The sequence below is a fragment of the Streptomyces lycii genome, from assembly GCF_009735685.1.
GTDB classification, from domain to species: domain Bacteria; phylum Actinomycetota; class Actinomycetes; order Streptomycetales; family Streptomycetaceae; genus Streptomyces; species Streptomyces lycii.
In genome coordinates, this window is sequence record NZ_WHPN01000347.1 from 18,401 (window position 1) to 43,944 (window position 25,544).

A 25,544-nucleotide genomic window follows, 5' to 3' on the forward strand; every position below is an offset into this window, starting at 1 on the left:
CATCCACTGCGTGATCTCGTCATCTTCCAGCGCGAACGCGTTTCGGCGGGCACGGCGCGATGCCCCCATCGGCCGGGGAATGCCGGACATCTGCCCGCTTCCGGACGGGGGCGGCCGCGGAGACGCCGCGGAACAGGGGCACGGGGAGAGGAGGCCGCGCCGGGCCGCCGGGCGCCGCGGCCCGGCGGCACGGCGTGCGGGACCGGACGCCGTGGCCGGGAACGCGGGAGCCGCGGACGACCGCCCGGAGGGGTGCGCCGGGCCGACGGAGGGTGCGGGTCCGCTCAGCGGGAGAGGGGGCGCTCAGCGGCGGGCACGGCCCGGCCCGGGCGGGCACGGCCGGTCCGCAGGGACGGTCCGCCCGGGCGGGGCCGGCCCGGTCAGGCGGGTACGGCGACGGCGTCGAAGGCCGTGTCCGGCAGCTGCGGGGAGGTGAAGCGGGCGTTGACCAGGTAGAGGCGGTCGCGCCAGCGGGCCGCGGTGGTGGGGACGTCGAAGCGCGGGTCGGTGATCGTGCGGCGGAGGGTCGCCGTGTGGTGGCCGTCCAGCTCGAACACGGCGATCAGGTTGAGCCGGTTCTGGACGACGTACAGGGTGCGGCCCACGCGGACGAGGCCGTCGCCGTTGGCGACGTCCTCGGCGCCGATCAGGGTCAGTTCGGTGGCGTGCCCGCTCTCCGGATCGACGTGGTAGAGGCGGCCCGGGGTGCTGCTGACCACGATCAGGCCCCGGCCGTGCGGGGCGCTCACGATGCCGTTGGCGTTGTTGACGTCCGGGGTCTGCACCCAGTCACCGGTCAGCGGCAGCCGGCGGACCTCGCCCCCGGTGCGGCCGCGCGGGACGCCGTAGAGCACGGCGTCGCGCGAGTCGGTGAACCAGGCACGGTCGCCGTGCAGCACCACGTCGTTGACGAAGTGCCCGCTCGGGTCGGTGAGCCGGCGCCTTTCCAGCAGCGCGCCGGTGCGTGAGTCGATGAGCGCGGCCGTCCCTCCCGCGCCGCCCGCCACGTGGAGCAGGCCGTCGCGGTCGATCTTGAGGCCGATGGCCGCGGTGCCGTCGGTGCCCCGGTGGAGCACGCGGCCGCGACCGGTGCGCAGGTCGGTGCGGAGGACGGCGCCGTTGGCGCGGGAGCCCATGTAGGCGTACGGGCCGCCACCGATGGTGATGCCCTCGGGAAGAAACCCGTCGGGGAGCGGGAACCCGGTGGGCCAGCGGCCGGACGCGAGGTCACCCGCGCTTGCGCCGGTCGCGGCGGACGCTCCCGCGCCGGTCGCGAGCGCGGCGACGACGGCGCCGCGCAGCACGGTGCGGCGGGAGGGGAGGGTGCGGGTCGGAGCCGTGGTTCTCGGAGTCATGGTTCGGTGCCTCCGGCAAGGGATTGGGGCGGCGAACTCGGCAACGCGTCGAACGTATCGCCACCGGGCAACGGACCGCCGGCCGGCGGAGTTCCCGGGGTGCCCGCCCGCCCCGCCCGCCTCGCGCCCGCGCTGCCTCGCGCCCGCGCCGCCTCGCCACCGGGGCTGCCGGGCTCCGTTCTGCCGGATTGCCCCGTGCCGTGCCGTTGCCGTGCCGGAGCGGCCGGCGCACGGCGCGTACGGGCTGCACCCACTCGGCGCGTCGGCCCCCTTGGCGTCGTGTCGTCCTCGTGTCGTCCCGGTGTCGTCAGGGACGGTTGGTGAGGTAACCGCCCATCGAGGTGAAGTAGTCGGTCGCCGGCAGCTCCTCGCCCTCCGCCGTGCGCACCCGCGTGACGGCCAGGCCGTGGTTGCGGCCGGTACGGGCGTCGGCACCGGCGACGATCACCACACCGTCGCCCTCGCGGTAGAAGACCCGGCCGGGTGTGCCGCCGTAGCGGCCCTCGGAGACGACCGCCGACACGATCTCCAGACGCTTCCCCCGGTGGTGGGTGAACGCGCTCGGATACGGGGCCGACTGGGCGCGCACGAGGCGTTCGAGGTCCTCGGCCGGCCAGTTCCAGTCGATGCGGATGTCCTCCGCGGACCGCTTGTGGAAGAAGCTCGCCCGGGACCGGTCCTGCGGGGTGAACTCCGTCTCGCCGGCCGCGATGCGGGCCAGGGCACCGACCGTGACCGGGGCGATGAGGCCGACCGTCTTGTGGAAGAGGTCGGTGGCCGTGTCCCTCGGCCCGACCTCCACCGCGCGCTGCACCACGATGTCGCCGGCGTCGAGCTGCTCGTCCATCATGTGCGCGGTGACGCCCACCTCGCTCTCGCCGTTGATCAGCGCCCAGATCAGCGGGGAGAAGCCCGCGTACCGGGGGAGCAGCGAGTCGTGCACGTTCAGCGTGCCGTGCCGGGGCAGACCGAAGATGCGCGGGGGGATCCACGTCCGCCAGTTGTTGGCCACGATGATGTCCGGGTCGGCCTCCTTGAGGGCGGTGTACAGCTCCTCGTCGTCCGGCCGGTTGCGGATCAGCACCGGCACGCCGTGTTCCTCGGCGAGGTCGGCGACCGAGTCGCTCCAGATCTTCTCGTACGCGTGATCGCTCCGGGGGTGGGTCACGACCATCACCACGTCGTGCTCGGACTCCAGGAGCGCGCGCAGGGTGCGGTGCCCCCAGGTCTGAAACCCGAACATGACGACCCGCATGGTTCCTCCTCGGAGCAGCGATGGACCGGCGGCTCAGTAAAGCAAGGCTTACCTAAGTGTGCAATGGGGCGCACGGCAAGGGCAGTTCGCGCCCTCATGGCCGTCGAGTGTCCGCTTTGCCCTGTCGACAGGCCTGATAGATGAGGTTAGCTTTACCTAAGTTCGCCGCTCGGTCGTCGCTCTGCCGGCGTGCCCTGCTCCCCGTATGCCCCCACGCCTGACAAGCGGCTGCCCCCGCACGATGGGAGTGACATGTCACCGGCTCTTCCTGCCGACGCACCACCGATCCACGACCTGATAGGCATCGGCTTCGGGCCGTCCAACGTGGCCATGGCGATAGCGCTCAGCGAGCACAACGCGCGCGTCGGCAGGCAGGAGGCGGTCACGGCTCACTTCTTCGAGCGGCAGCCGTCCTTCGGCTGGCACCGCGGCATGCTCATCGACGACGCGACCATGCAGGTGTCCTTTCTCAAGGACCTGGTGACGGTGCGGAATCCGTCGAGCGAGTACAGCTTCCTGTGCTACCTGCAGAGCAGGGGACGTCTGATCGACTTCGTCAACGGCAAGAGCCTCTTCCCGCTCCGGGTGGAGTTCCACGACTACTTCGAGTGGGCCGCGGCGCAGGTCGACGACATGGTGTCCTACGGCCACGAGGTCGTCGCCGTGCGTCCCGTCGTACGCGACGGAGTGGTGGAGTGCGTCGATGTGACGGCGCGTTCGGGCGCGGAGACGGTGGTCCACCGGGCCCGCAACCTCGTCATCGGCACGGGGCTGCGGCCCCAGATGCCCGACGGTGTCGAGCGGACCGAGCGGATCTGGCACAATTCCGACCTGCTGGCGCGGGTGGACTCCCTGGACGGCACCCGGCCGTCGCGCTTCGTCGTCGTCGGTGCCGGCCAGAGCGCCGCCGAGAACGTCGCCTATCTGCACCGCCGCTTCCCCGAGGCCGAGGTCTGCGCCGTCTTCTCCCGGTACGGCTACAGCCCCGCGGACGACAGCAGCTTCGCCAACCGGATCTTCGACCCCTCGGCGGTCGACGACTACTTCAGGGCCCCGGACGGGGTGAAGCGCAAGCTGATGGACTACCACGCGAACACCAACTACGCCGTGGTCGACATCGACCTGATCGACGAGCTGTACCGGCAGGCGTACCAGGAGAAGGTCCTCGGCGCCGAACGGCTGCGCTTCCTCAATGTGTCCCGGCTCACCGACGTGGCGGAGACCCCGGACCAGGTGCGCGCCACCGTCGAGTCGCTGGTCACCGGCGAGCGCACCCCCCTGGACGCCGATGTGGTCGTGTACGCCACCGGCTACCGGCCCGCCGACGGCCTCGGGCTGCTCGGCGAGATCGGCGAGCACTGCCACCGTGACGACGAGGGGCGGGTCCGCGTCGAGCGCGACTACCGCGTCGCGGCCGACCCCGGACTGCGGTGCGGGATCTATCTCCAGGGCGGCACCGAGCACACGCACGGCATCACGTCCTCCCTGCTGTCGAACACCGCCATCAGGGTCGGCGAGATCCTCGAGTCGATCGTCGGCCGGCGCCGGGAACCGGCCGCCGCCCTGCCCCGCGACGCCGGCGGCGAGATCGGCACGCGTCTCCAGCCGAGGCGGTGAATCCCGGACCCGGGCCCGGGACGGCACCCGGCCCGGCACCCCGTCCGGCGACTCGCCCGACGGCCCCGGCGGCCGCGCCCGCGCCCTCGTTCCCCACCACGCCGAGCACCCCGTACGCCGCCGGCCGGACGGTGCCCGTGCCCGCGGGCGTCACCCGGCGGTCCCGGCCCGGCACGAACGGCCGTCCCCAGGACTCACACCCAGCATCCCCGGGTCTCTCGATCCTACGAGTGACCGAAAGCAACCCGCCTACAACGTAAGGAACCACCGTGTCCGCTGGACCACGTACCCCGCTGCGGGGACTCGCCAGAAGACTGCCGAGCGCGGCCGTCGCCCTCGCCGTCACCCTGGTCCTGACCGCCTGCGGCGGCAGCGACACCGGGAACGACGACACGGCCCCGGCCGGCGACGAGGGCGCCGCCGCCGGCGCCTTCCCCGTCACCGTCGAGCACAAGTACGGCAGTACGGAGATCAAGGAGGAGCCGAAGCGGGTCGTCACCCTCGGGCTCTCCGACCAGGACGCGGTGCTGGCGCTCGGCGTCAAGCCGGTCGGCTCGGTCGACTGGTTCAAGGAGCGGCCGTACGGCGAGTGGCCGTGGGCCGAGAAGCTGTGGGGCTCCGAGCGGCCGGAGATCGTCGGTGAGCGCGACGAGTACAACGTGGAGAAGATCGCCGCCCTCGAACCGGACCTGATCATCGCCCAGTACTCCGGCATGAAGAAGGAGCAGTACGAGACGCTGTCCGAGATCGCCGACGTCGTCGCCCAGCCGAAGGACCACGCCGACTACGGGGCGCCGTGGCAGGAGATGACCCGGCAGATCGGCAGGGCGCTGGGCAAGGAGGACGAGGCGAAGAAGAAGATCGCGGACGTCGACGCGCGCTTCGAGGCGGTCCGCGGCAAACACCCCGAGTTCGCCGACACGACCCTGGCCGTGGCCGACAGCTTCGAGGCGGGCAAGTATTCGGCGTTCACCAGCACCGACCCCAAGTCGATCTTCTTCTCCGAACTCGGGTTCAAGCTGGAACCCGAGATCGACACCCTGGCCAAGCCGGGCTGGAACGTCGCCGAGCTGAGCGCCGAGAAGCTGGACGTGCTCGACGTCGACCGGCTGGTCTGGGTCACCTCCAGCACCGAGGCCAACGACCGCATCAAGGCCGAGCCGTTCTACCGGAAGCTCGAGGTCTCCCAGGAGAAGCGCGACCTGTTCGTCCCCTACCAGGACCCGGACATCGGCGCGGCCTTCTCCTTCAACACGGTCCTGTCGATCCCGTACGCGATCGACGAGATCGAGCCGCTCCTGACGGCCGTCGAGTAACCGCTCCACCGCCGCGTACGCCGTGCGCCGCGCGACGCAGGACGCAGGACGCACGGCGTACGGCGCACGACGGACCGCGCGTGACGCACGAGCCGTGACGCACGAGCCGTAGCGCACGAGGCGTGAACACACGAGGCGTGACACACGACGTACGGCGTTCCGCGCGCGACGCGCGACGCCGACGCACGACCAGGGAAGGCGATCCGACCATGTTCGAGGCCGAGTCCGAGCGGACGCCCGCTACCGGAATGCCGGTGACCGGTGCCCAGAACGGCATCTGGATGGCCCAGCAGATCGAGCCCGGCGGCTCGGCCCACAACATCGCGTTCCTGCTGGAACTGCCGGGCGGCACCGACCTCGGCCGGCTGGCGGCCGCCGTGCGCCGGGCGGTGGGCGAGGCGGAGTGCCTGCGGGTCCGGATCACTTCCGGGGACGGAGGGGCGCGCCAGAGGCCCGCACCGTTCCCGGTCGACGTCACCGTGGTCGACCTGCGGGGCGAACCGGATCCCGGCGCCGCGGCGGCCTGCTGGACGGACGCCGAGCGCGGCCGCCCGGTCGACCTCGCCGCCGGACCGCCGTTCGCCCAGGCGCTGCTGCGCCTCGGCGAGGACCGTGTCCTGTGGTACCAGCGGTACCACCACATGGTCCTCGACGGCGCCGGCGTCGCGCTGATCTCCCGGCGGGCGGGCGAACTCTACTCGGCCGGCGCGGCGGACGGCGGGCGGCCCGCGCCCGACTGGGCACTGTCCCGGCTGCTGGACTCCGACCGGGCCTACCGCGCGTCCGAGTCCTTCCGCGCCGACCGGGAGTTCTGGCTCGGCCGGCTGGCCGGCCGCCCGGAGCCCGCCCGCCTCGTCCGGCGCCCGTCCACGCCCATGACGCGGCGGGTCCGGCGGACGGTGGAGCTGGCGCCGGAGCACACCGCGCGGCTGCGCGGGGCCGCGGGCCGCGCGGGGGTCCGGCTGTCCCGGCTGATGGTCGCGGCCGTGGCCGCCTGTCTGCACCGGGTCACCGGCGAGCAGGACCTCGTCCTCGGTCTGCCGGTCACCGCCCGCCCGGACGACGGGACCGGGGACGTCCCGGGCATGGTGTCCAACGTGGTCCCGCTGCGCGTCGCGGTGCGCGGCGACACGACGGCGGCCGGCCTGCTGGCGGCGGTGGACCGGGAGATCACCGGGGCCGTCGCGCACGGCCGCTACCGCGCCGAGGACCTGGCCAGGGACCTGGGCCTGGCCGGCGGGGTGGCGGAACTGGCCGGCCCGACGGTCAACGTCCTGCCCGGCGGCGAGCACCCGCGCTTCGGCGGCGAGGAGGCCGGGATCGTCCCGCTGTGGCTCGGCCCGGCCGGCGATCTGGCCGTCACCGTCAGCCGGCACCCCGGCGGCCGCGTCCGCATCGACTTCGACGCGGACGCAGCCGTGTGCGACCCGGAGGAACTGGCCGGCCACGAACGCCGGTTCCTGCTGCTCCTCGACGCGATGGCGGCGGACCCCGACCGCCCTCTCGCCCGTGTCGAGCTGGTGACCGGCGCGGAACGGGCCCGGCTGCTGGAGGAGTTCGGGGCCGCGCCCCGCGAGGTGCCCGAACTGTCCTGGCCCGCCGCGTTCGAACGGCAGGCGCGCCGCTCGCCGGGCGCCGTCGCGCTGGTGTACGAGGACCGGGCGGGGGCGGGTCCGGTCGGCAGCCGCACCATGTCGTACGCGGAGCTGAACTCCGCCGCGAACCGGCTGGCGCACGTCCTGATCGAGCGGGGGGTGCGCCCGGAGGACGTCGTCGCCGTGGCCGTGCCGCGCTCCGCCGAGCTGGTGGTGTCCCTGCTGGCGGTCATGAAGGCCGGTGCCGCGTATCTGCCGCTGGACGCCGACCACCCGCGGGAGCGCATCGGGTACATGCTCGACGACGCCGGGGCACGGACCGTCGTCACGACGCGCGAACTCGCCGGCGAGCAGCCGCCCGCGGACTCGGTCGCCCGCGTGCTGCTGGACGAGGCGGCGACGGTCGCCGCGCTCCACGCGGCCGGTGACACGGACCCCGGCGTGCCGGTCCCCCTCGACCAGGCCGCGTACGTCATCCACACCTCGGGTTCCACGGGCCGCCCCAAGGGCGTGGTCGTCACCCACGACGGCATCGGCAGCCTGATCGCGACGGCCACGGACCGGATCGGCGTCGACGCGGACAGCCGGGTCGTCCAGTTCGCCTCGGCGGGCTTCGACGTGACGGTCTGGGACCTGGTCATGTCGCTGTGCGTGGGCGGCCGGGTCGTCCTCGTCCCCGCCGGGCGCCGGGTCGCCGGGCCCGCCCTCACGGACTTCGTGGCCGAGCACGGCGCCACCCACATGATCCTGCCGCCGTCGCTGGTCGCCGCGCTGCCGCCGGACTGCGAGCTGCCCGAGGGGGCGGTGCTCGTCGTGGGCACCGAGGCGGTGCCGAACGAACTGATCGCCCGCTGGGCCGGGCGGCTGCGCGTCGTCGTCGCGTACGGACTGACCGAGGCCACGGTCAACTCCACCCTGTGGGCCGCGGACCCCGGCCGGCAGGGGCCCGTCCCGATCGGCCGGCCAGACCCCAACACCCGCTGCCGTGTGCTCGACGCGGCGCTGCGTCCGGTCGGCGTCGGCGCCGAGGGTGAGCTGTACGTGGCCGGGCGCGGCCTGGCCCGCGGCTATCTGGGCCGTCCGGGGCTGACCGCGGAGCGGTTCGTCGCCGACCCGTTCGGCCCGCCGGGCGCCCGGATGTACCGCACCGGTGACCGCGTCCGCTGGTGTGCCGACGGCAACCTGGAGTTCCTCGGCCGCGCCGACGGCCAGCTCAAGATCCGCGGCCACCGGATCGAGCCGGGTGAGGTCGAGAGCGCCTTCATGGCCTGCCCGGGCATCGCCCAGGCGGCCGTACTGCTGCGCGAGGACCACCGCGGGACCGAGCGCCTCGTCGCCCACCTGGTCGGCGACGCGGGTGCGGACACCCGCGCCGCCGTGGCGGCGGCGCGGGCCCAGGTGGCGGGCACCCTGCCGGACCACATGGTTCCGTCGGCCGTCGTCGTCCTGGACGGGCCCCTACCGCTGACTCCGAACGGAAAGCTCGACGCACGGGCGCTGCCGGAGCCGGACTGGGCGGCGACGGCCGGTGACGCCCCGCCGACGACACCGGAGGAGACCGTGCTCGCCGGGCTGTTCGCCGAGGTCCTCGGCCTGCCGGCGGTGGGCGTTCACGACAGCTTCTTCGAACTCGGCGGTGACAGCATCGTCGCGATCCAGCTGGTCGACCGGGCCCGGGCGGCCGGTCTCACGATCACCCCCCGTGACGTCTTCCGCCGCCGCACCGTGGCCGCGCTCGCCGCCGCGGCGGGCTCGGTCGCCGACGGCGCGGGTCCGGCGCTGCCCGGCACGGCGCCGCTGGACGAGACGGCGCTCCCGGTGTCCCCGCTCCAGGAGGGCTTCTTCTTCCACGCGCGGTTCGACGAGCGGGCCGCGGACCTCTACGTCGTACAGGAACTCCTGGACCTCGCCGGTCCCGTCGACGCCGGCCGGCTGCGCGACGCCCTGCAGAGGCTGCTGGACCGGCATCCGCTGCTGCGCGCCTCGTTCCGCCAGCTTCCCGACGGCCGCGTGGTGCAGCGGCTGGCGGACGGTGTCACGCTGCCGTGGCGGGAGACGGGGATCTCCGGGGCGGACGAACTGGCCGGACTGCTCCGTACGGACCGCGCCGAGCGGTTCGACCTCGCCCGCCCGCCGCTGATCCGGGCCACCCTGGTCCGGGACGGGCGGCGGCACCGGCTGCTGCTGACCCTGCACCACATCATCGCCGACGGCTGGTCGGTGGCCGTACTGCTGCGCGAACTCCTCGCGGCCTACCGCGGGGCGGAGCTGCCGGTCCCGGCGGACCCGCACGCATATCTGGCCCGGCTCGCCGCCCGCGACCGCGAAGCGGCCCGGGCGGCCTGGCGGGCGGCGCTGTCCGGCCTCCCGGGGCCGACCCGGCTGGCACCGGACACCACGGCCGGCGACGGCGCGCCGGGGGCCGCCCGCCCGGAGCACGTCGACGTCCGGCTGTCCGAAGGGCTCACGGCGGACCTGACGGCCTTCGCCCGTCGCCACGGGCTCACCCTCGGCACCGTCCTGCACGGTGTCTGGGGCCTGCTGCTGGGCGGGCTCACCGGCAGCTCGGACGTGGTGTTCGGCATCACGGTGTCCGGACGGGCCTCCGAGGCGGACGGGCTCGGCTCCGCCGTCGGGCTGTTCGTCAACACCGTCCCCGCGCGGGTGCGCACCCGGCCCGGGGAGTCGCTCGTCGAGCTGCTGCGACGGGTTCAGGACGAGCACGCGGGTCTGCTGGACCACCAGCACCTGGGGCTCGCCGACATCCAGCGGGCGGCCGGGGGCGGGGAGCTGTTCGACACGCTCGTGGTGGTCGAGAACTATCCGGGGCGGGGGCTGCCGGGGGAGCGGCTGCCGGGGGAGGGCCTGCCGGCCGGCGGGCCGTGGCCCGGGCCGGACGCCGACGCCGCTGCTGCTGAGGCCGGCCCTGACGCGGCCGCCGGCGGTCCGCGCATCACCGGTGTCGAGGTGTTCGACGCCGTGCACTACCCGCTGGCGCTGATCGTCCATCCGGGGCAGTGGCTCGCCCTGCGGTTCCAGCACGATGCCGCACGGCTCGGCCGGCTGACGGTGGCCGCACTCGCCCGCCGGTTCGAGTCGCTGCTGCGGACGGTGGTCACCGACCCCGGCCGGACCGTCGCCCGGCTCGACCTGCTGTCCGAGCGGGAGCACGAACGCCTGGACCGGCTCAACGCGACCGCCCGCGCCGTGCCCGACGCCACACTCGCCTCCCTCTTCGCGGCCCGGGCGGCGCGCACGCCACGGGCCACCGCCGTGGTCTTCGAAGGCACCACGCTGACCTACGGGGAACTGGACCGGCGCGCCGGACTGCTGGCCCGACGGCTCCGGGCCGGGGGCGCCGGACCGGAGCGCGTCGTCGCCGTCGCCGTGCCGCGCTCGGCCGAACTGGTGGTCGCACTGCTGGGCGTCCTCAAGTCGGGCGCCGCCTATCTGCCCGTCGACCCGGACTACCCCGCCGACCGGGTGGCGTACATGCTCGCCGACTCGGGCGCGCGCACCGTCGTGACCACCACCGCGGTGGCCGGGCGGCTGCCCGGAACGGCCGGGCCCGAACGGCTCGTCCTCGATGACGCCGCACACGCGGGAAACGCCGGAGCCGCGGAACGGAGCGCGGACGCGGAAGACGCCGGAGCCGCGGAACGGAGCGCGGACCCGGAAGAGAGCGGCGCCGCGGCACCCCCGGCGGAGCGGACCGCGGCCCCGGAAGCCCCGACGGACGCGGCGGCCTCCACGGAACCGGCGGAGACCGCGGGCACCGCGGCGTCCACGGCCCCGGAAGACCCCACCGGCGCCGCGGAATCCCTGGACGGGACGGCCGAGGCGGCACCCCCGGCGGAGCGGACCGCGGCCCCGGCGCAGATCCGGGACCCCCGCCAGCCCCGCCAACGCCGCCAACCCCGTCACGTCCCGGAGCCGCCGGTCGCCGGCCCGGACCCCGACCACCCCGCGTATCTCATCTACACCTCCGGCTCCACCGGGCGTCCCAAGGGCGTCACGGTCACCCACCGGGCGATCGTCAACCGGCTCGCCTGGATGCAGGGCCAGTACGGGCTCCACGCGGACGACCGGGTGCTGCAGAAGACCCCGTCGAGCTTCGACGTATCGGTGTGGGAGTTCTTCTGGCCGCTCACCGAGGGGGCCGCGGTGGTCCTCGCCCGGCCGGACGGCCACCGCGACCCCGCCTATCTGGCCGGGCTGATCCGCGCCGAACGGATCACGACGCTGCACTTCGTGCCCTCGATGCTGACCGCGTTCGTCCGCGCCCTGGAGGCCGCCTCGGACGAGCCGGAATGGGCGGCGAGCCTGCGCCGGGTGTTCGCCAGCGGGGAGGCGCTGAGCGGTGAGACGGCCCGGCGCTGGTCGGAACTGACCTCCCGCTCCGGCCGCGGCCCGGTGCCCCTGCACAACCTGTACGGGCCCACCGAAGCGGCCGTGGACGTGACCTGGTTCCCGTACGAGGGCGGCACCGAGCTGTCCGTCCCGATCGGCCGGCCGGTGTGGAACACGCGGCTCCATGTGCTGGACCCCTGTCTGCGGCAGGTTCCCGACGGGGTGCCCGGTGAGCTGTATCTCGCGGGCGTCCAGCTGGCCCGGGGCTACCACGGCCGGCCGGGCCCGACCGCCGAACGGTTCGTCGCCGATCCGTACGGTGCCGCGTCGGCCGGAGTCCCCGGCGGCGGGCCGGGAGGGCGGATGTACCGGACGGGTGACCTGGTGCGGCGGCGCGCGGACGGAGCCGTCGAGTTCCTCGGGCGGACCGACCGCCAGGTGAAGATCCGCGGTCATCGCGTCGAACCGGGCGAGATCGAGGCCGCGTTGTCGGCCCGGCCGGATGTCGCCGAGGCGGCCGTGACCGTCCGGGACGGAGTGCTCGTCGGCTACGCCGTGCCCGCGTCCGGCGCGGGCGCCTCCGGTGCCGGCGCTCCGGACGGCGGCGCGCTGCGCTCCGCGCTCGCCGACGCGCTGCCCGCCGCGATGGTGCCCGCCGTCGTCGTCGTCCTCGACGAGCTGCCGCTGACTCCCAGCGGCAAGCTCGACCGGAACGCCCTGCCCGCACCGGCCGCGGCCGCCGGGAGCGGTGGCCGGGAGCCGCGTGACGATCGCGAGCGCGCGTTCTGCGAGATCTACGCCGCCGTACTCGGGGTGCCCGGGGTCGGCGTGGACGACGACTTCTTCGTGCTGGGCGGCGACAGCCTCACCGCCGTCGCCGTGGCCACCCGGGCCCGGGAGCGAGGACTGGCGGTCAGCACCCGCGAGGTCTTCGAACGCCGTACGCCGGCCGCGCTCGCCCCCGTCGCCGCGCTCGCCCCCGCGGCCCGCCACGACACCGTGCCCGGGGAAGGCGCCGTCTCCGGCGAAGGCCCCGTATCCGGGGAAGGCGCCGCGCCCGCCACGGAACCTCCGGACACGGCCTCGCGGACCGCCGGCCGGCCGGACGTGACGGTGGCCGCGGAAGATGCAAGCCGCGCCGCCGCGGCTCTGCGGGCCGTGCTGGCCCGGCAGGACGGCGCCGAGCCCGACCCCGCCCTGCGGGCCCTGCTCGACCGGCTGACCGCAGCCTCCGCCGAACCGGCGGCGCCCGCGGCCCCCGCACCGCTGGGCGGGCTCGCGCTCACCCCGGACGAGACCGCGCGGGTGGAGTCACGGGCCGGGCTGCCGGTCGCCGACATCTGGCCGCTCTCCCCGCTCCAGGAGGGCATGTACTTCCACGCGAGCTACGACGTGGGAGCGCTGGACGTCTATCTGTCACAGGAGACGCTGGACTTCGACCGCCGGGTCGACGCCGGCCGGCTGCGGGCGGCGGCCCGGACCCTGCTGGCGCGCAACGCGGGCCTGCGTGCCGGGTTCACCAGCGACGGTCTGCCCGGACCGGTGCAGTTCATCGTGGACGGGGCGGAGATCCCGCTGGTGGAGACCGACCTGACCGGACTTCCCGCCGACGACCGGGACGCGCGGGTCGGCGAACTGCTGGCCGCCGACCGCCGGAAGCGCTTCGACCTCTCCGCGCCGCCGCTCTGCCGGCTGCTGCTGATCAGGCTGCCCGGCGGCAGGGACCGGCTCGTCGTCACCCACCACCTCGTCCTGTGGGACGGCTGGTCCGCCTGGCTGTTCCTGGAGGAGCTGTTCACGCTGTACGAGCGGGCCGGTGACGGCACCGGTCTGCCGGCCGCCGGTTCCTATCGCGACTATCTGGCCTGGCTGGACGAGCAGGACGGCACGGCCGCAATCGCGGCCTGGTCCGCGGCGCTCTCCGGCTTCGACGAGCCGACCCTGGTCGCGCCGGCCCGCCGTGACGGCGACCCGGTGATCCCCGCCGACCACGACGCGGTGCTGCCCCGGGAGACGGGCGACCGGCTGCGCGCGCTGGCCCGCCGGCACGGGCTCACCCTCAACACGGTGCTGAACGCCGCCTGGGGCATGGTGCTGTCGGCGCTGGTGGGCCGGAGCGACGTCGTGTTCGGCACGGCGGTGGCCGGGCGGCCCACGGACATCCCCGGCTCGGCCGGCATCATCGGCATGTTCCTCAACACGGTCCCGACCCGGGTCGCCCTCGACCCGGGCGAGTCCGTCCCCGGCCTGCTGCGGCGCACGCAGTCGGAGCGCGCGGCCGTCATGCCGTACGAGTACGTGGGCCTCGGGGCGTTGCAGCAGGAGACCGGCCACCGCAAGCTCTTCGACACGCTGTTCGTGCTCCGCTCGGACGACGGCGAGGAACGGGCGGCCGAGCTGAGGCGCCGGCACGGCATCACCGATGTGTCGAACGTGGACGGCACCCACTTCCCGCTCACCCTGATCGTCACACCCGGCACCCGGCTGCGGGTGACCCTGGCGGCCCGGCCCGACCTGTTCGGCGCCGAGGAGGCGACCCGGATCCTCACCCGGTTCACGACCGTGCTGGAGCGGCTGACCGATGCCCTCGACACTCCGGCGGGCCCTGCCGTGCCCGTCTCCGGCGTCGACCTGCTACTGCCCGCGGAGCGTGCCGCACTGGCCGCCGGGCGGGCGGACACCCGGCAGCCGCTGCCCGACGCGACCGTCGCCGACCTGCTCGCCCTCCGGACGGCCCGTGCACCGGACTCGGTGGCACTCGTCTGCGGGGACCGCGCCCTGACCTACGCCGGGCTGGACGCGGAGATCAACCGGCTGGCCCGGTTGCTGCTGGCGCGCGGCGCGGGACCGGAGCGGGTCGTCGCCCTGGCCCTGCCGCGCTCGGTCGAGACGGTGGTGGCGCTGTTCGCGGTGCTGCGGACCGGTGCCGCCTATCTCCCGCTGGACCTGGACCACCCCGCCGACCGGCTGCGCCTGATGGTCGAGGACACCGGGCCGCTGTGCCTGCTGTCGACGACGGCCGTCGCCCCGGCGCTGCGCGGGGACGCCGGTGCGCCGGTGCCCGAGATCCTGCTGGACGATCCGGCCGTCACCGCCGAACTCGCCGCTCTGCCCTCCGGCGAGGTCACGGACGCCGAGCGGCCCGCGTTCGCGCGCGGTGTGCGGGACCGGCTCGAGCACCCCGCCTACGTCATCCACACCTCCGGCTCCACGGGCCGCCCCAAGGGCGTCGTCACCCCGTACCGCGGGCTGACGAACATGCAGCTCAACCACCAGCGGGAGATCTTCGACCCGGCGATCGCGTCGGCCGGCGGCCGGCGGCTGCGCATCGCGCACACCGTGTCGTTCGCCTTCGACATGTCCTGGGAGGAGCTGCTGTGGCTCGTCGAGGGGCACGAGGTCCACATCTGCGACGAGGAGCTGCGCCGCGACGCCGAGGCCCTGGTGGCGTACTGCGACGAGCACCGCGTCGACGTGGTCAACGTGACGCCGACGTACGCCGGGTTGCTGATCGAGGAGGGACTGCTCGACCGGGACGAGGCGGCGGGACGGCACCGTCCCGCGCTGGTGCTGCTCGGCGGCGAGGCCGTGTCCGACGAGGTGTGGACCCGGCTGCGGGACACCGAGGGCTGCTACGGCTACAACCTGTACGGGCCGACCGAGTACACGATCAACGCGCTCGGCGGATCCACCGCCGACAGCCCGGCTCCCACGGTCGGCAGGCCCATCCGCAACACCCGCGCCCATGTGCTCGACGCCATGCTCCGGCCGGTGCCGCCCGGCTGCCCCGGTGAGCTGTACATCGCAGGGACCGGCCTGGCCCGCGGCTATCACGACCGGCCCGGGCTGACGGCGGAGCGGTTCGTCGCCGACCCGTACGGCGCCCCGGGCGAGCGGATGTACCGCACCGGCGACCTCGTCCGGCAGCGGCCCGGCGGCCTCATCGACTTCCTCGGCCGCACCGACGACCAGGTCAAGATCCGCGGATACCGGATCGAGCCGGGCGAGATCTCCACGGCCCTGGCCGCGCACCCCGAGGTGGCGCACGCGGCGGTGGTGGCGGCCCGGACGGCCGGTACGCAGCGCCTGGTCGGTTACGTCGTACCGGAGAAGGCATCGGCGCCCGGCCCCGGAGAAGCCGCGCCGGCCGGGGGGACCCGAGCGGCCGCACACGCCGGAACAGCCGGGGCAGCCACGGCCACCGGGCAGCCCGCGGACGGCGGCGAGAGCGGTGAGCCCGCGGACGCCCCTGTGACCGGCGAGCCCGCGGACGCCCCTGTGACCGGCGGGTCCGCCCGGGCCGCCGACGCCCTCGTCCGGCGGCTGCGCGAGCACCTGAAGGCCGGTCTTCCCGACTACATGGTCCCCGCCGCCCTGATGACGGTGGAGACGCTGCCGCTGACGGTCAACGGCAAGCTCGACACCAGGGCCCTCCCGGCACCGGACTTCACCGGGACGGGCGTCCGCCGCCCGCCCCGGACGCCGCGGGAGGAGACCCTGTGCGCGCTCTTCGCCGACGTGCTGGGCCTGGCCGAGGACGGCGTCGGGATCGACAGCGACTTCTTCGAACTGGGCGGGCACTCGCTGCTCGCCACCCGGCTGATCAGCCGCGCCCGGACCGCGCTGCGGGCGGAACTGGCGATCCGGGACCTGTTCGAGGCGCCGACCGTGGCCGAACTGGCGGAACGTGCCGCCCGGCCCGCCGGTGCCGCCCGGCCCGCCCTCACGGCCGGTGAACGGCCCGCCGAACTGCCGCTGTCCCACGCGCAGCAGCGGCTGTGGGTCGTCCAGCAGATCGAGTGCGCCTCGGCCGCGTACAACTTCCCGCTGGTGATGCGGCTGCGAGGCTCCTTCGACCGGGCGGCGTGGCGGGCGGCCCTCGGCGATGTGACCGACCGGCACGAGGCGCTCCGCACGGTGTTCACCGAGCGCGCGGGCCAGGTGTACCAGCGGGTGCTGCCCGCCGGGCGGGCACACCCGCCGGTGGAGCACGTGCGGGCCGGTGAGGACGAGGTGGCCGGCATCGTCGACGCGGCCGTCAACCGTCCCTTCGACCTCTCGGCCGAGCTGCCGGTGCGGGTCACCGTCGTCGAGACCGGGCCCGCCGAGCACGTCGTGGTGATCCTGCTGCACCACATCACCACCGACGAGTGGTCGGACCGGCCGTTCCTGCGGGACCTGGCCGCCGCCTACGACGCCCGCCGGTCCGGCACGGCACCGCGGTGGCAGCCGCTGCCCGTCCAGTACGCCGACTACGCCCTGTGGCAGCGGCGGCTGCTCGGCGACCCCGCCGACCCGGAGAGCCTGGCCGCCCGCCAGCTGGACCACTGGCACCGGACCCTGGACGGCGCGCCCGAGGAACTGGAGCTTCCCGCGGACCGGCCCCGCCCGGCCCGCCCGTCCTTCACCGGAGCGGAACTGGCCGTCGAGTTCGACGCCGCGTCCCACCGGGGCCTGAAGCGGCTGGCCAAGGAGAGCGGCGCCAGCATGTTCATGGTGGTGCACGCGGCCGTCGCCGCCCTGCTCCACCGCATGGGCGCCGGTACGGACATCCCGCTCGGCTCGCCCATCGCCGGACGCGGCGACGAAGCCCTCGACGATCTGGTCGGCTTCTTCGTCAACACGCTCGTGCTGCGCACCGACGTCAGCGGTGACCCGGCCTTCACCGAGTTGCTCGCCCGGGTCCGGGACACCGATCTGGCCGCGTTCTCCCACGCGGACGTGCCGTTCGAGGCGGTGGTGGAGAAGCTCAACCCGACGCGCTCACCGGCCCGCAACCCGCTGTTCCAGGTCATGGTGGGCTACCACCACCGCACCGGCGGCGAAGGGCGGCCTGCCGGACTCGACGTCGTCCACGTGCCGTTCCGGATCCGCTCGGCCAAGTTCGACCTGGTCTTCAGCTTCACCGAGCGGGCACCGGCCGGGGGCGGGGCCGGCTCCCTGGGCTGCCGCCTGGAGTACGCCACCGAACTCTTCGACGCGGAAACGGCGGAGCGGCTCGGGGAGCGGCTGACGGCCCTCGTCGCCGCCGTCGCCGCCGCACCCGACCGGCCCCTCTCCGAGGTCCCCGTACTCGCCGACGACGAGCGGCACCTGGTCCTGGAGGCCTTCAACGCCACCGCCCGCGAGGTCGAGGACGCCTCGCTGCCCGTCCTGTTCGGCCGGCTCGTCGCCGAACAGCCGGACGCCGTCGCCGTCGTGGACCGGTCCGTGCGGGTCGGCTACGCCGAACTGGACGCCCGCGCCAACCGGATCGCCCGGCTGCTGGCCGCCCACGGGGCCGGTGCCGGGAGCGTGGTCGGTGTGGCCGTGCCCCGCTCGGCCGACATGATCGCCACGGTGCTCGCCGCCCTCAAGCTCGGTGCCGCGTTCCTGCCGCTGGACCTGGTCCACCCCGCCGACCGGCTCCGCTACATGATCGAGGACTCCGGGGCGGCCCTGGTGGTCGGCACCGAACCGGTGGCCGGGAAGATCCCCGGCGTCGCGGGCGTTCCCGTGATCCTGCTCGACGCCCCCGGGACCGTCACCGAGCTGGCCGGGCTGTCCCCCTCCGCGCCGGCCGGCCCCCCGGCCGGCCCGGAGGAGGCCGCGTACGTCATCTACACCTCCGGTTCCACCGGCCGCCCCAAGGGCGTCGTGGTCCCGCACGAGGGCATCCCCGGTCTCGTCGCCACGGCGGTGGACCGGATGGACCTCGAACGCGACAGCAGGGTCCTGCAGTTCGCCTCGATCGGCTTCGACGTCTTCGTGTTCGAGCTGTGCATGGCCTTGTGCCACGGCGGTCGGCTGGTGCTCGTCCCCGACGAGGCACGCGTCGCCGGGCCGGAACTCACCGGCTTCCTGGCGGAACAGCGCATCAGCCACATGATCCTGCCCCCGTCCCTGGTCTCCGCGCTGCCCGCCGGCTGTGAACTGCCCGAGGGCTCGACGGTCCTGGTGGGCACCGAGACCGTGCCGCCGGACCTCTTCGAACGGTTCGCCGCCACCGCCCATCTGATCTGCGCGTACGGACTGACCGAGGCCACCGTCAACTCGACCCTCTGGCGCTCCCGGCCGTCCCGGCGGACAGCCCTCCGGCCGGGCGGCCGGGTGCCGATCGGCGTCCCGGACCCCAACACGGTCTGCTACGTCCTGGACGACCGCCTCGCGCCCGTCCCCCCGGGCGTGGCCGGTGAGCTGTACGTGGCCGGGCGCGGCCTCGCCCGCGGCTACCTCGGCCGGCCCGGGCTGACCGCCGAGCGGTTCGTCGCCGACCCGTACGGCCCGCCCGGCGCCCGGATGTACCGCACCGGCGACCGCGCCCGCTGGCGCCGCGACGGCAACCTGGACTTCCTCGGCCGGGTCGACGACCAGGTCAAGATCCGGGGTTTCCGCGTCGAACTCGGCGAGATCGAGGCCGCGCTCGCCGCGCACCCCGCCGTCAGCCGGGCCGCCGTACTGCCCGCCCGTGACGGCGACATCGTCCGGCTGGTCGCCCATGTCGTCCCGGAGCCGGGCCGTGACCTGCCCGGCCGCGGCGGGCCCGACCCGCAGGAACTCCGCGCCCATGTGGCCGGGCTGCTGCCCGAGTACATGGTGCCCGCCCTCGTCATGCCGCTGGACGGCCCGCTGCCGCTCACCCCCAACGGCAAGCTGGACCACAAGGCGCTGCCCGCGCCCGACTGGTCCGCCATGGCCGGTGACACCCGCCCGGCCACCGCGACCCAGGCACGGCTGGCCGCGCTGTTCTGCGACATCCTCAGGCTGGAGCGGATCGGCGTCCACGACAACTTCTTCGCGCTGGGCGGCCATTCGATGGCGTCGATGCGGCTGCTGGGCCGGATCCGCGCCGAGTTCGGCGCGGAGCTGAGCATCCGCGACGTCTTCGACGCCCCGACCGTCGCCGGGATCGCCGCCAAGCTGCCGGGCGCGACCGCCGCCCGGCCGCCGCTGCGCCCCGCCGGACGGCCGGCGGGCGCCCCGCTGCCGGCCGCCCCCGTACAGCGGTGGCCGTGGACGTCGTACCGACGGCACGCCGGCTTCGACCACGCGCTGGCGCTGCGCCTGCCGGGCGGACTCGACACCGGCGCGCTCGCCGCGGCACTCGGCGACGTGGTGGCGCGGCACGAGCCGCTGCGCACCCGCTTCACCGAGCGCGACGGAGCCGTGCTGCGGCGCCCCGCCGAACCACCCGCGCTGGAGCGGGAACGGTGCGCCCGCCCGGACCCACGAATCGCCGAACTCGCCGCACAGGCCCCGGACCTCGGGCGGGAGGCCCCGCTGCGGGCACGGCTGCTCACCGGCACCGACGGAGCCCGGACCCTGCTGCTGACGATGCACCATCTCGCGGTGGACGAGTGGTCGGTGGTGCCCCTCCTCCGCGACCTCGCCACGGCGTACGAGGAGCGCGCGCACGGCCGCGAACCCGGCTGGCGGCCGCTGCCCGTGACCTACACGGACTACACCCGGTGGGCGCACGAGGTGCTCGGCGACCTCGCCGACCCGGGCAGCCCCGGCGGACGGCAACTGGCGTACTGGCGCCGGACCCTGGAGAACCTGCCGCGGAAGCCCGCGCTGCCCGCGGACCCGCCGTGTCCCGGCGGGTCCGGCAGCCCCGGCCACCGCGCCGAGTACGTCCCGTTCGTCCTCGACGAGCGGCTGCACGCCGACGTGGACCGGCTCGCCCGGGCCACCGGCACCAGCATGTTCATGGTCCTGCACTCGGCGCTGTCGGTCCTGCTCACCGCCCATGGCGCGGGCACCGACCTGCCGATCGGCACGATGGTCGCCGGCCGCACCGACGACCGGCTCGCCGACCTGGTCGGCTGCTTCGCCAACACCGTGATCCTGCGCACCGACACCGCGGGGGACCCAAGCTTCGCGGAACTGCTGTCCCGGGTGCGGGAGACGACACTCGCAGCCCTCGACCGGCAGGACGTCCCGTTCGACGCCGTCGTACGGGCGACGGGACTGCCGCCCGGGGGACCCCGGGTCATGGTGATCCACCACGAACAGGCACCGGCGGCGGAACTCACCGGCGGCATGGGGTCGCTGGAGGCCGTGCCGACCGGCTCGGCTGGGGCGGAGCTGACGCTCAGCTTCCACGAGCCGCGCGGCGACGGGCCGGTGCACTGCGCGCTGATCCACGCCACCGGGCTGCTCGGCCGGGCGAAGGCGGAGCGGCTGGCCGGAGAACTGCGGACACTGCTGCGCCGGGCGACCGCCGACCCGCGGCAGCCGCTCTCGGAACTGTTCACCGTTACGCCAGTGAGGAGTGGGAACGCATGACCAGCAACCCGTTCGAGGACCCGGAGGGCCGTTTCCTGGTCCTGGTCAACGACGAGAACCAGCATTCGCTGTGGCCGTCCTTCGCCGAGGTGCCGGCGGGGTGGCGGACCGTCTTCGGGGAGGACACGCGCGAGGCGTGCCTGGCCCATGTCGAGGCGCACTGGACCGATCTGCGGCCGGCCGGTCTCGTCGCCCGGCAGGAGGGCGGCCGGTGAGCGGACGCGGCGGCTGAGAGGCGGCCGGTGCGCGGCGGAGAGCCCCGGCCGCGGAGGGGGCCCCGGTGACCGCCGGGGTCCCCTCCGGTGCCGGTGCCGGTGCCGGCACGGACAGCGCGCCCGTCGGGCGGGCGCGGGAACGCGCCCGTCAGGAGGTGGCCGCTCCCTCCGTGACCGGCCGCGGGCCCGGACCGGGTTCCGCACCGGGGGCCGTGTCCGGGGCCGCTCCCGTGGTCGCGCCCGGCTCCGTGTCCGGGGCCGTGCCCGGGCATGCTGCCGGTTCCGTTCCCGGCTCCGCCGCCGATGCCGTTCCCGGTTCGCGGTCCGGCCCGAAGGCCGGTTCTGGGGCTGGTTCAGGCGCCGGCCCGTGGCCCGGCGTCGTTCCGGGCCTCACTCCTGGTTCCGTGTCGGATTCTGCTTCTGTTCCTGCTTCCGTTCCTGCTTCCGTTCCTGCTTCCGTTCCCGGTTCCGTTCCCGGTCCTGTTTCCGGTCCCGGTTCGGCCTTCGGGTCCCCGGCAGGGCGGCGGCTGTCGGACCACGCGGCCCAGAGCGCCGCGTAGCGCCCTCCCGCGGCCACCAGTGCGTCATGGGTGCCGGTTTCCACGACCCGGCCCTCGTCCAGGACGACGACCCGGTCGGCGGCCGCCGCCTGCGGCAGCCGGTGGGCCACCAGCAGCCCCGTACGGCCTTCGAGGGCCCGGAGGGCGGACGTCTCCAGCACCCGGGCGCCCGCGCTGCCCGCGTCCGCGGTGGCTTCGTCGAGGATCGCGACCGGCGCGCCCGCGAGCACGAGCCGCGCCAGGGCCAGATGCTGGGCCTGGGTCACGGTGAGCCGGTGCCCGCCCTCGCCGACCACCGTGCCGAGGCCCTCGGGCAGAGCCTCGGCCCAGGACAGCGCGCCGACGCGGTCCAGGGCGGCGCGCAGCTCCTCGTCGGCGGCCTCCGGCCGGGCGAGCCGCAGATCCTCCGCGAGCGGCCCCGCGAACACATGGACCTCCTGGCTGATCAGGGTCACCGTCCGCCGGATGCCGGCCGGACCCAGCTCCGCGGTGTCGACACCGCCGAGGGAGATCGTGCCGCCGGTCGGGCGGTGGATGCCGGCGATCAGCTTCGCCAGAGTGGTCTTCCCCGCGCCGCTCGCGCCGACCAGGGCGACCCGTTCCCCGTCGCGGACCGTCAGACCGACCTCGCGCAGCACCGGGTGCCCGGGGACGTACGCGTGGTTCAGGGCGTCGACCCGGACCGAGCCGTCCGCCGGACCGGCGGGCCGTTCGGGCTCCTGCTCGGGCGGCAGGTCCGACACACCGACCAGTCGGGCCAGGCTCGCGCCGGCGGACTGCGCGTCGTCGATGAGGAAGAGCGCGGCGTTGATCGGGTTGAACAGACTGTGGAAGTAGAGCGCCGCCGCGGTCGCCGTCCCGATGCTCACGGAGCCGTTGCCGACCAGGAGGAACCCGGTGACCAGGACGGAGGCGAGCCCCACGAACTCGGCGAGATTGAGCCGCGAGAAGAACCCCGTCACCAGGTGGATGCCGCGCAGCGCGATGTCGGCGGCCCGCTGCGAGCGCTGCTCCAGCAGCTCGGTGTGCCGGTCGTGCAGCCGGTAGGCGCGCACCGTCCGGACCCCGCCGATGCTGTCCAGCAGCTGGTGCTGGAGGGCGCCGGTCGCCACCCGGTGCTCGGCGTACACGGGGGTGGCGCGCGGGATGTACCACCGCACGGTGAGCACGTGGACCGGCACGACGGGCAGGACGGCGACCAGGAAACGCCAGTCCAGCACGGCGAACCCGACCAGCGTCAGCGCGATGGTCAGCAGGGCGCGGCTGAATTCCGGCAGCGCCTGCCGCACCCCCTTCGTGACCACGGCCACGTCACCGGTCACCCGGGAGGTCAGATCGCCGGAGCCGGCCTGCTCGACGCGTTCCAGCGGCAGCCGCAGGGCGCGCTCGATGAACCGCTCCCGCACGCTCGCGAGGACGGTCTCGCCGAGCCGCGCGACCAGCGAGGTGCCGATCGCGGTCGCCACGCCCCGGGCCACCGCCACCGCGAGAAGGAGGACCATGGGCAGCGTCAGCGCCTCGGGACCGCGCCGCTCGACGACCAGGTCGACGATGTGCCCGAGCAGCGGGGCGGTCAGCAGGCCGGTCCCGGTCCCGGCGACGAGGACGGTCACCGCGGACAGCGCCAGCAGGCGGTGCCGGCGCAGCAGCGCGCGGACGACGGCGAAGGTCCGGGCGCCGGTGGCGATCGGCAGCAACGGGCGGTCGGGCGCGCTGGTTCCGCTCATCGTCCGTCCTTTGTCGTCCGTCCCGGCGGTGCCGGTTCCTTCCGGGCGGCTTCCCGCCGGGCCGGCGGCTGTCGGATCCGTAGCGGTCATGTCAGCACCACCGAGCGGTAGGCCTCGTCCGTGGCGACGAGGTCGGGATGGCGGCCGTCGGCGGTCACGGCGCCGCCGTCCAGGACCACGACCCGGTCGGTCGTGGCGAGCAGCGCGGGGCTGGTGGTCACCAGGATCGTGGTGCGGCCGCGGCGCAGCTCCCCGAGGCGGGCGGCGATGCGGGACTCGGTGACCGTGTCGACGGCCGTGGTCGGGTCGTGGACGACGAGCACCGGCGGGTCGGCGGCGAGCGCCCGGGCGAGCGCGACCCGCTGCCGCTGCCCGCCCGACAGCGAACGCCCGCGCTCGGTCAGGACGGTGTCCACCCCGTCGGGCAGGCTGCGGGCGACGTCGTCCGCCGCCGAGGCCGCCAGGGCCGGACCGGCGCCGTCCGCGGCGCCGTCCGCACCGGCCGGCACCCGGGCCCGTACGTTGTCCAGCAGGCTGCTCTCGAACAGATCCGCGTCGTGGTGCGCGACGAGGATCGCGCGGCGTACGTCGACGGGGTCCAGCCCGGTCAGCGGTACGCCGTCGAGTTCGACCGATCCCTCGGCGGGGTCGGTCTCCCGGCCCAGGCAGAGCAGCAGGTCGGCCGCCGCTGCCGGGTCCCCGGTCACGATGCCGACCAGGCTGCCGGGCTCGATGCGGAGATCCGCCCCGCGGAGGGCGCCGTGGGTGACGCCGCGGAGCCGGAGCCCGCCGGCGACCGGATCGGGCAGCGCCTGCGGTCCCGGGGTGACGGCGGGGGAGGAGGCGAGCACCTCGGCGATCCGGGCGGCCGAGGCGCGGCCCTGGGCGAACTCGCCGCTGAAGAAGGTGAGGAGCTGGAACGGCCCGAGGAGGAACTGCGCGAGTCCGACCGCCGCCACCAGGTCCCCGACGCTGATCCTGCCGCGCATCGCCAGATGCGCGCCGACCAGGCCGATGACCACGATGAAGATCCCGGTCAGGGCGAGGATCGCGCCGTCGTGCCAGGCCCGGCTCCGGGCGGCCCGCAGCGCGGCGGCCAGCGAGTCACGGCTCGTCAGCCGGTACCGCGACACGGCGGCGGGTTCGGCGCCGATCCCCTTGAGCACGCGCAGTCCCGCCACCAGGTCGGCGGCGACGCCGGAGGCGTGCGCGGCGTGTTCCTGCTCGGCCTCGCTGCGCCGTTCGAGCGGACGGCTGATCCGGTGCCCGAGCCAGAGCAGCGGCGGGATGCCGAGGAGGACGAGCAGACCGAGCGGCACCGAGATGCGCAGCAGCACCACCGCGCTGACGGCCAGTCCGGCGACCGCCGCCATGCCGAACGGCAGGACGGCCGGGACCGCGCCCACGCGTTTGGCGTCTGCGGTGGCGATGGTGGTCAGCGCCCCCGGGAGGCGGCCCGCGTCGGCCCCGCCGCGCGGATCGAGGATCCGGGCGCCGAGGTCGAGACGCATCCGGTGCGCGGCCTGCTCGCCTGCGCGTTCACTGATCCTGGCCGCGGTCCGGTAGCACGTGGACAGGACGAAGAAGAGGACGGCGAGCACCAGCGTCCAGCGCAGCAGCGCGCCGGCGGATCCGGTCGCCACCGCCTCGTCGACGACCACGCCGATGACGACGGGGACCATCGCCTCGCAGCCCTGGTGCGCCATGCCGAGGAGCGAGGCTCCCGCGACCCGGCGACGCTGGCCGCCGATGGCCCTCCGGAGGACATCGCCCCCGGCTGGACTTCCGTCGAGCATCCGCTACCTCCGCCGAGACCGTCGATGAGCCGGACCACCGGCGGGCCGGGTCCGGCCCGCCGGCTCCGCTGTCCTGTTGTTGCACCGCGCCCTGTCACCGCGCCCTGTCACCGCGCCCTGTCACCGCGCCCTGCCACCGAACTCGACCACCGAACTCGACCACCGAACTCGACCACCGAACTCGACCACCGAACTCGACCACCGAACTCGACCACCGAACTCGACCACAGCACTTGATCACAGCACTTGATCACCACGTGTCACCGCGGCTGCCACCGCACCTGTCGGCGACGGCCGTTCACCGCGCGGCGGGCGCGTGCCGGGGTGCCGATGCCGCCCGAGGTGCCGCGGGGTGTGCGCCCGGAGTTCCTCAAGTGCCGGACGTGGCGCGGGCGCTGTCGGTGCCGCCGGTGCGTCGGACGTCCCGGCGGTGCCGTCGCGCGGTCCCGGTGCGGACCGGAACGGGCGTTGACCCTCCGTTACGGATTCGG

7 protein-coding genes and 1 pseudogene are annotated in these 25,544 nt (G+C 74.9%); 4 read left to right on the top strand and 4 right to left on the bottom strand.

From position 1 onward, the window contains the following. Nucleotides 1-380: 380 nt before the first annotated feature. Together GCU69_RS22425 and GCU69_RS22430 are read right to left on the bottom strand one after the other, a co-directional pair. Entirely contained in the window at nucleotides 381-1,355 is a 975-nt protein-coding gene (locus tag GCU69_RS22425) for an SMP-30/gluconolactonase/LRE family protein (RefSeq protein ID WP_098754448.1), read from the bottom strand. A gap of 307 nt (nucleotides 1,356-1,662) precedes the next feature. Continuing rightward, nucleotides 1,663-2,610: a methionyl-tRNA formyltransferase gene (locus GCU69_RS22430; protein ID WP_156207007.1), complete on the bottom strand. Its 948-nt coding sequence runs from the start codon at nucleotides 2,608-2,610 to the stop codon at nucleotides 1,663-1,665. A gap of 252 nt (nucleotides 2,611-2,862) precedes the next feature. Between GCU69_RS22430 and GCU69_RS22435 the strand changes: the two genes are divergently transcribed. From GCU69_RS22435 to GCU69_RS22450, 4 genes are all read left to right on the top strand, one after another. Continuing rightward, nucleotides 2,863-4,227: a lysine N(6)-hydroxylase/L-ornithine N(5)-oxygenase family protein gene (locus tag GCU69_RS22435; protein ID WP_098750245.1), complete on the top strand. Its 1,365-nt coding sequence runs from the start codon at nucleotides 2,863-2,865 to the stop codon at nucleotides 4,225-4,227. Between the two features lie 269 nt (nucleotides 4,228-4,496). Next, entirely contained in the window at nucleotides 4,497-5,543 is a 1,047-nt protein-coding gene (locus GCU69_RS22440; protein WP_218037965.1) for an iron-siderophore ABC transporter substrate-binding protein, read from the top strand. Nucleotides 5,544-5,752: 209 nt separating this feature from the next. Continuing rightward, entirely contained in the window at nucleotides 5,753-20,755 is a 15,003-nt protein-coding gene (locus GCU69_RS22445) for a non-ribosomal peptide synthetase (RefSeq protein ID WP_156207008.1), read from the top strand. Next, nucleotides 20,752-20,970 (top strand): MbtH family protein, encoded by a 219-nt coding sequence (locus tag GCU69_RS22450; RefSeq protein WP_098754741.1) that lies wholly within the window; start codon nucleotides 20,752-20,754, stop codon nucleotides 20,968-20,970. The genes GCU69_RS22445 and GCU69_RS22450 overlap by 4 nt, the downstream gene beginning before the upstream one ends. A gap of 523 nt (nucleotides 20,971-21,493) precedes the next feature. On the opposite strand, the pseudogene GCU69_RS22455 reads toward GCU69_RS22450, so the two are convergent. Then, a pseudogene (locus GCU69_RS22455) lies at nucleotides 21,494-23,347 on the bottom strand (ABC transporter ATP-binding protein); the annotation flags it as partial. After that, on the bottom strand, nucleotides 23,344-25,053 hold the full coding sequence (locus GCU69_RS22460) for an ABC transporter ATP-binding protein (RefSeq protein ID WP_218037966.1): 1,710 nt from the start codon (nucleotides 25,051-25,053) through the stop codon (nucleotides 23,344-23,346). The pseudogene GCU69_RS22455 and the gene GCU69_RS22460, both read right to left, overlap by 4 nt. Between the last annotated feature and the right edge of the window lie 491 nt (nucleotides 25,054-25,544).

What these genes read in the sequence shown, in the direction of transcription:
- GCU69_RS22445 (WP_156207008.1), top strand. Translation starts at nt 5,753, where the DNA reads ATGTTCGAGGCCGAGTCCGAGCGGACGCCCGCTACCGGAATGCCGGTG.
- GCU69_RS22435 (WP_098750245.1), top strand. Translation starts at nt 2,863, where the DNA reads ATGTCACCGGCTCTTCCTGCCGACGCACCACCGATCCACGACCTGATA.
- GCU69_RS22425 (WP_098754448.1), bottom strand. Translation starts at nt 1,355, where the DNA reads ATGACTCCGAGAACCACGGCTCCGACCCGCACCCTCCCCTCCCGCCGC.
- GCU69_RS22430 (WP_156207007.1), bottom strand. Translation starts at nt 2,610, where the DNA reads ATGCGGGTCGTCATGTTCGGGTTTCAGACCTGGGGGCACCGCACCCTG.
- GCU69_RS22460 (WP_218037966.1), bottom strand. Translation starts at nt 25,053, where the DNA reads ATGCTCGACGGAAGTCCAGCCGGGGGCGATGTCCTCCGGAGGGCCATC.
- GCU69_RS22450 (WP_098754741.1), top strand. Translation starts at nt 20,752, where the DNA reads ATGACCAGCAACCCGTTCGAGGACCCGGAGGGCCGTTTCCTGGTCCTG.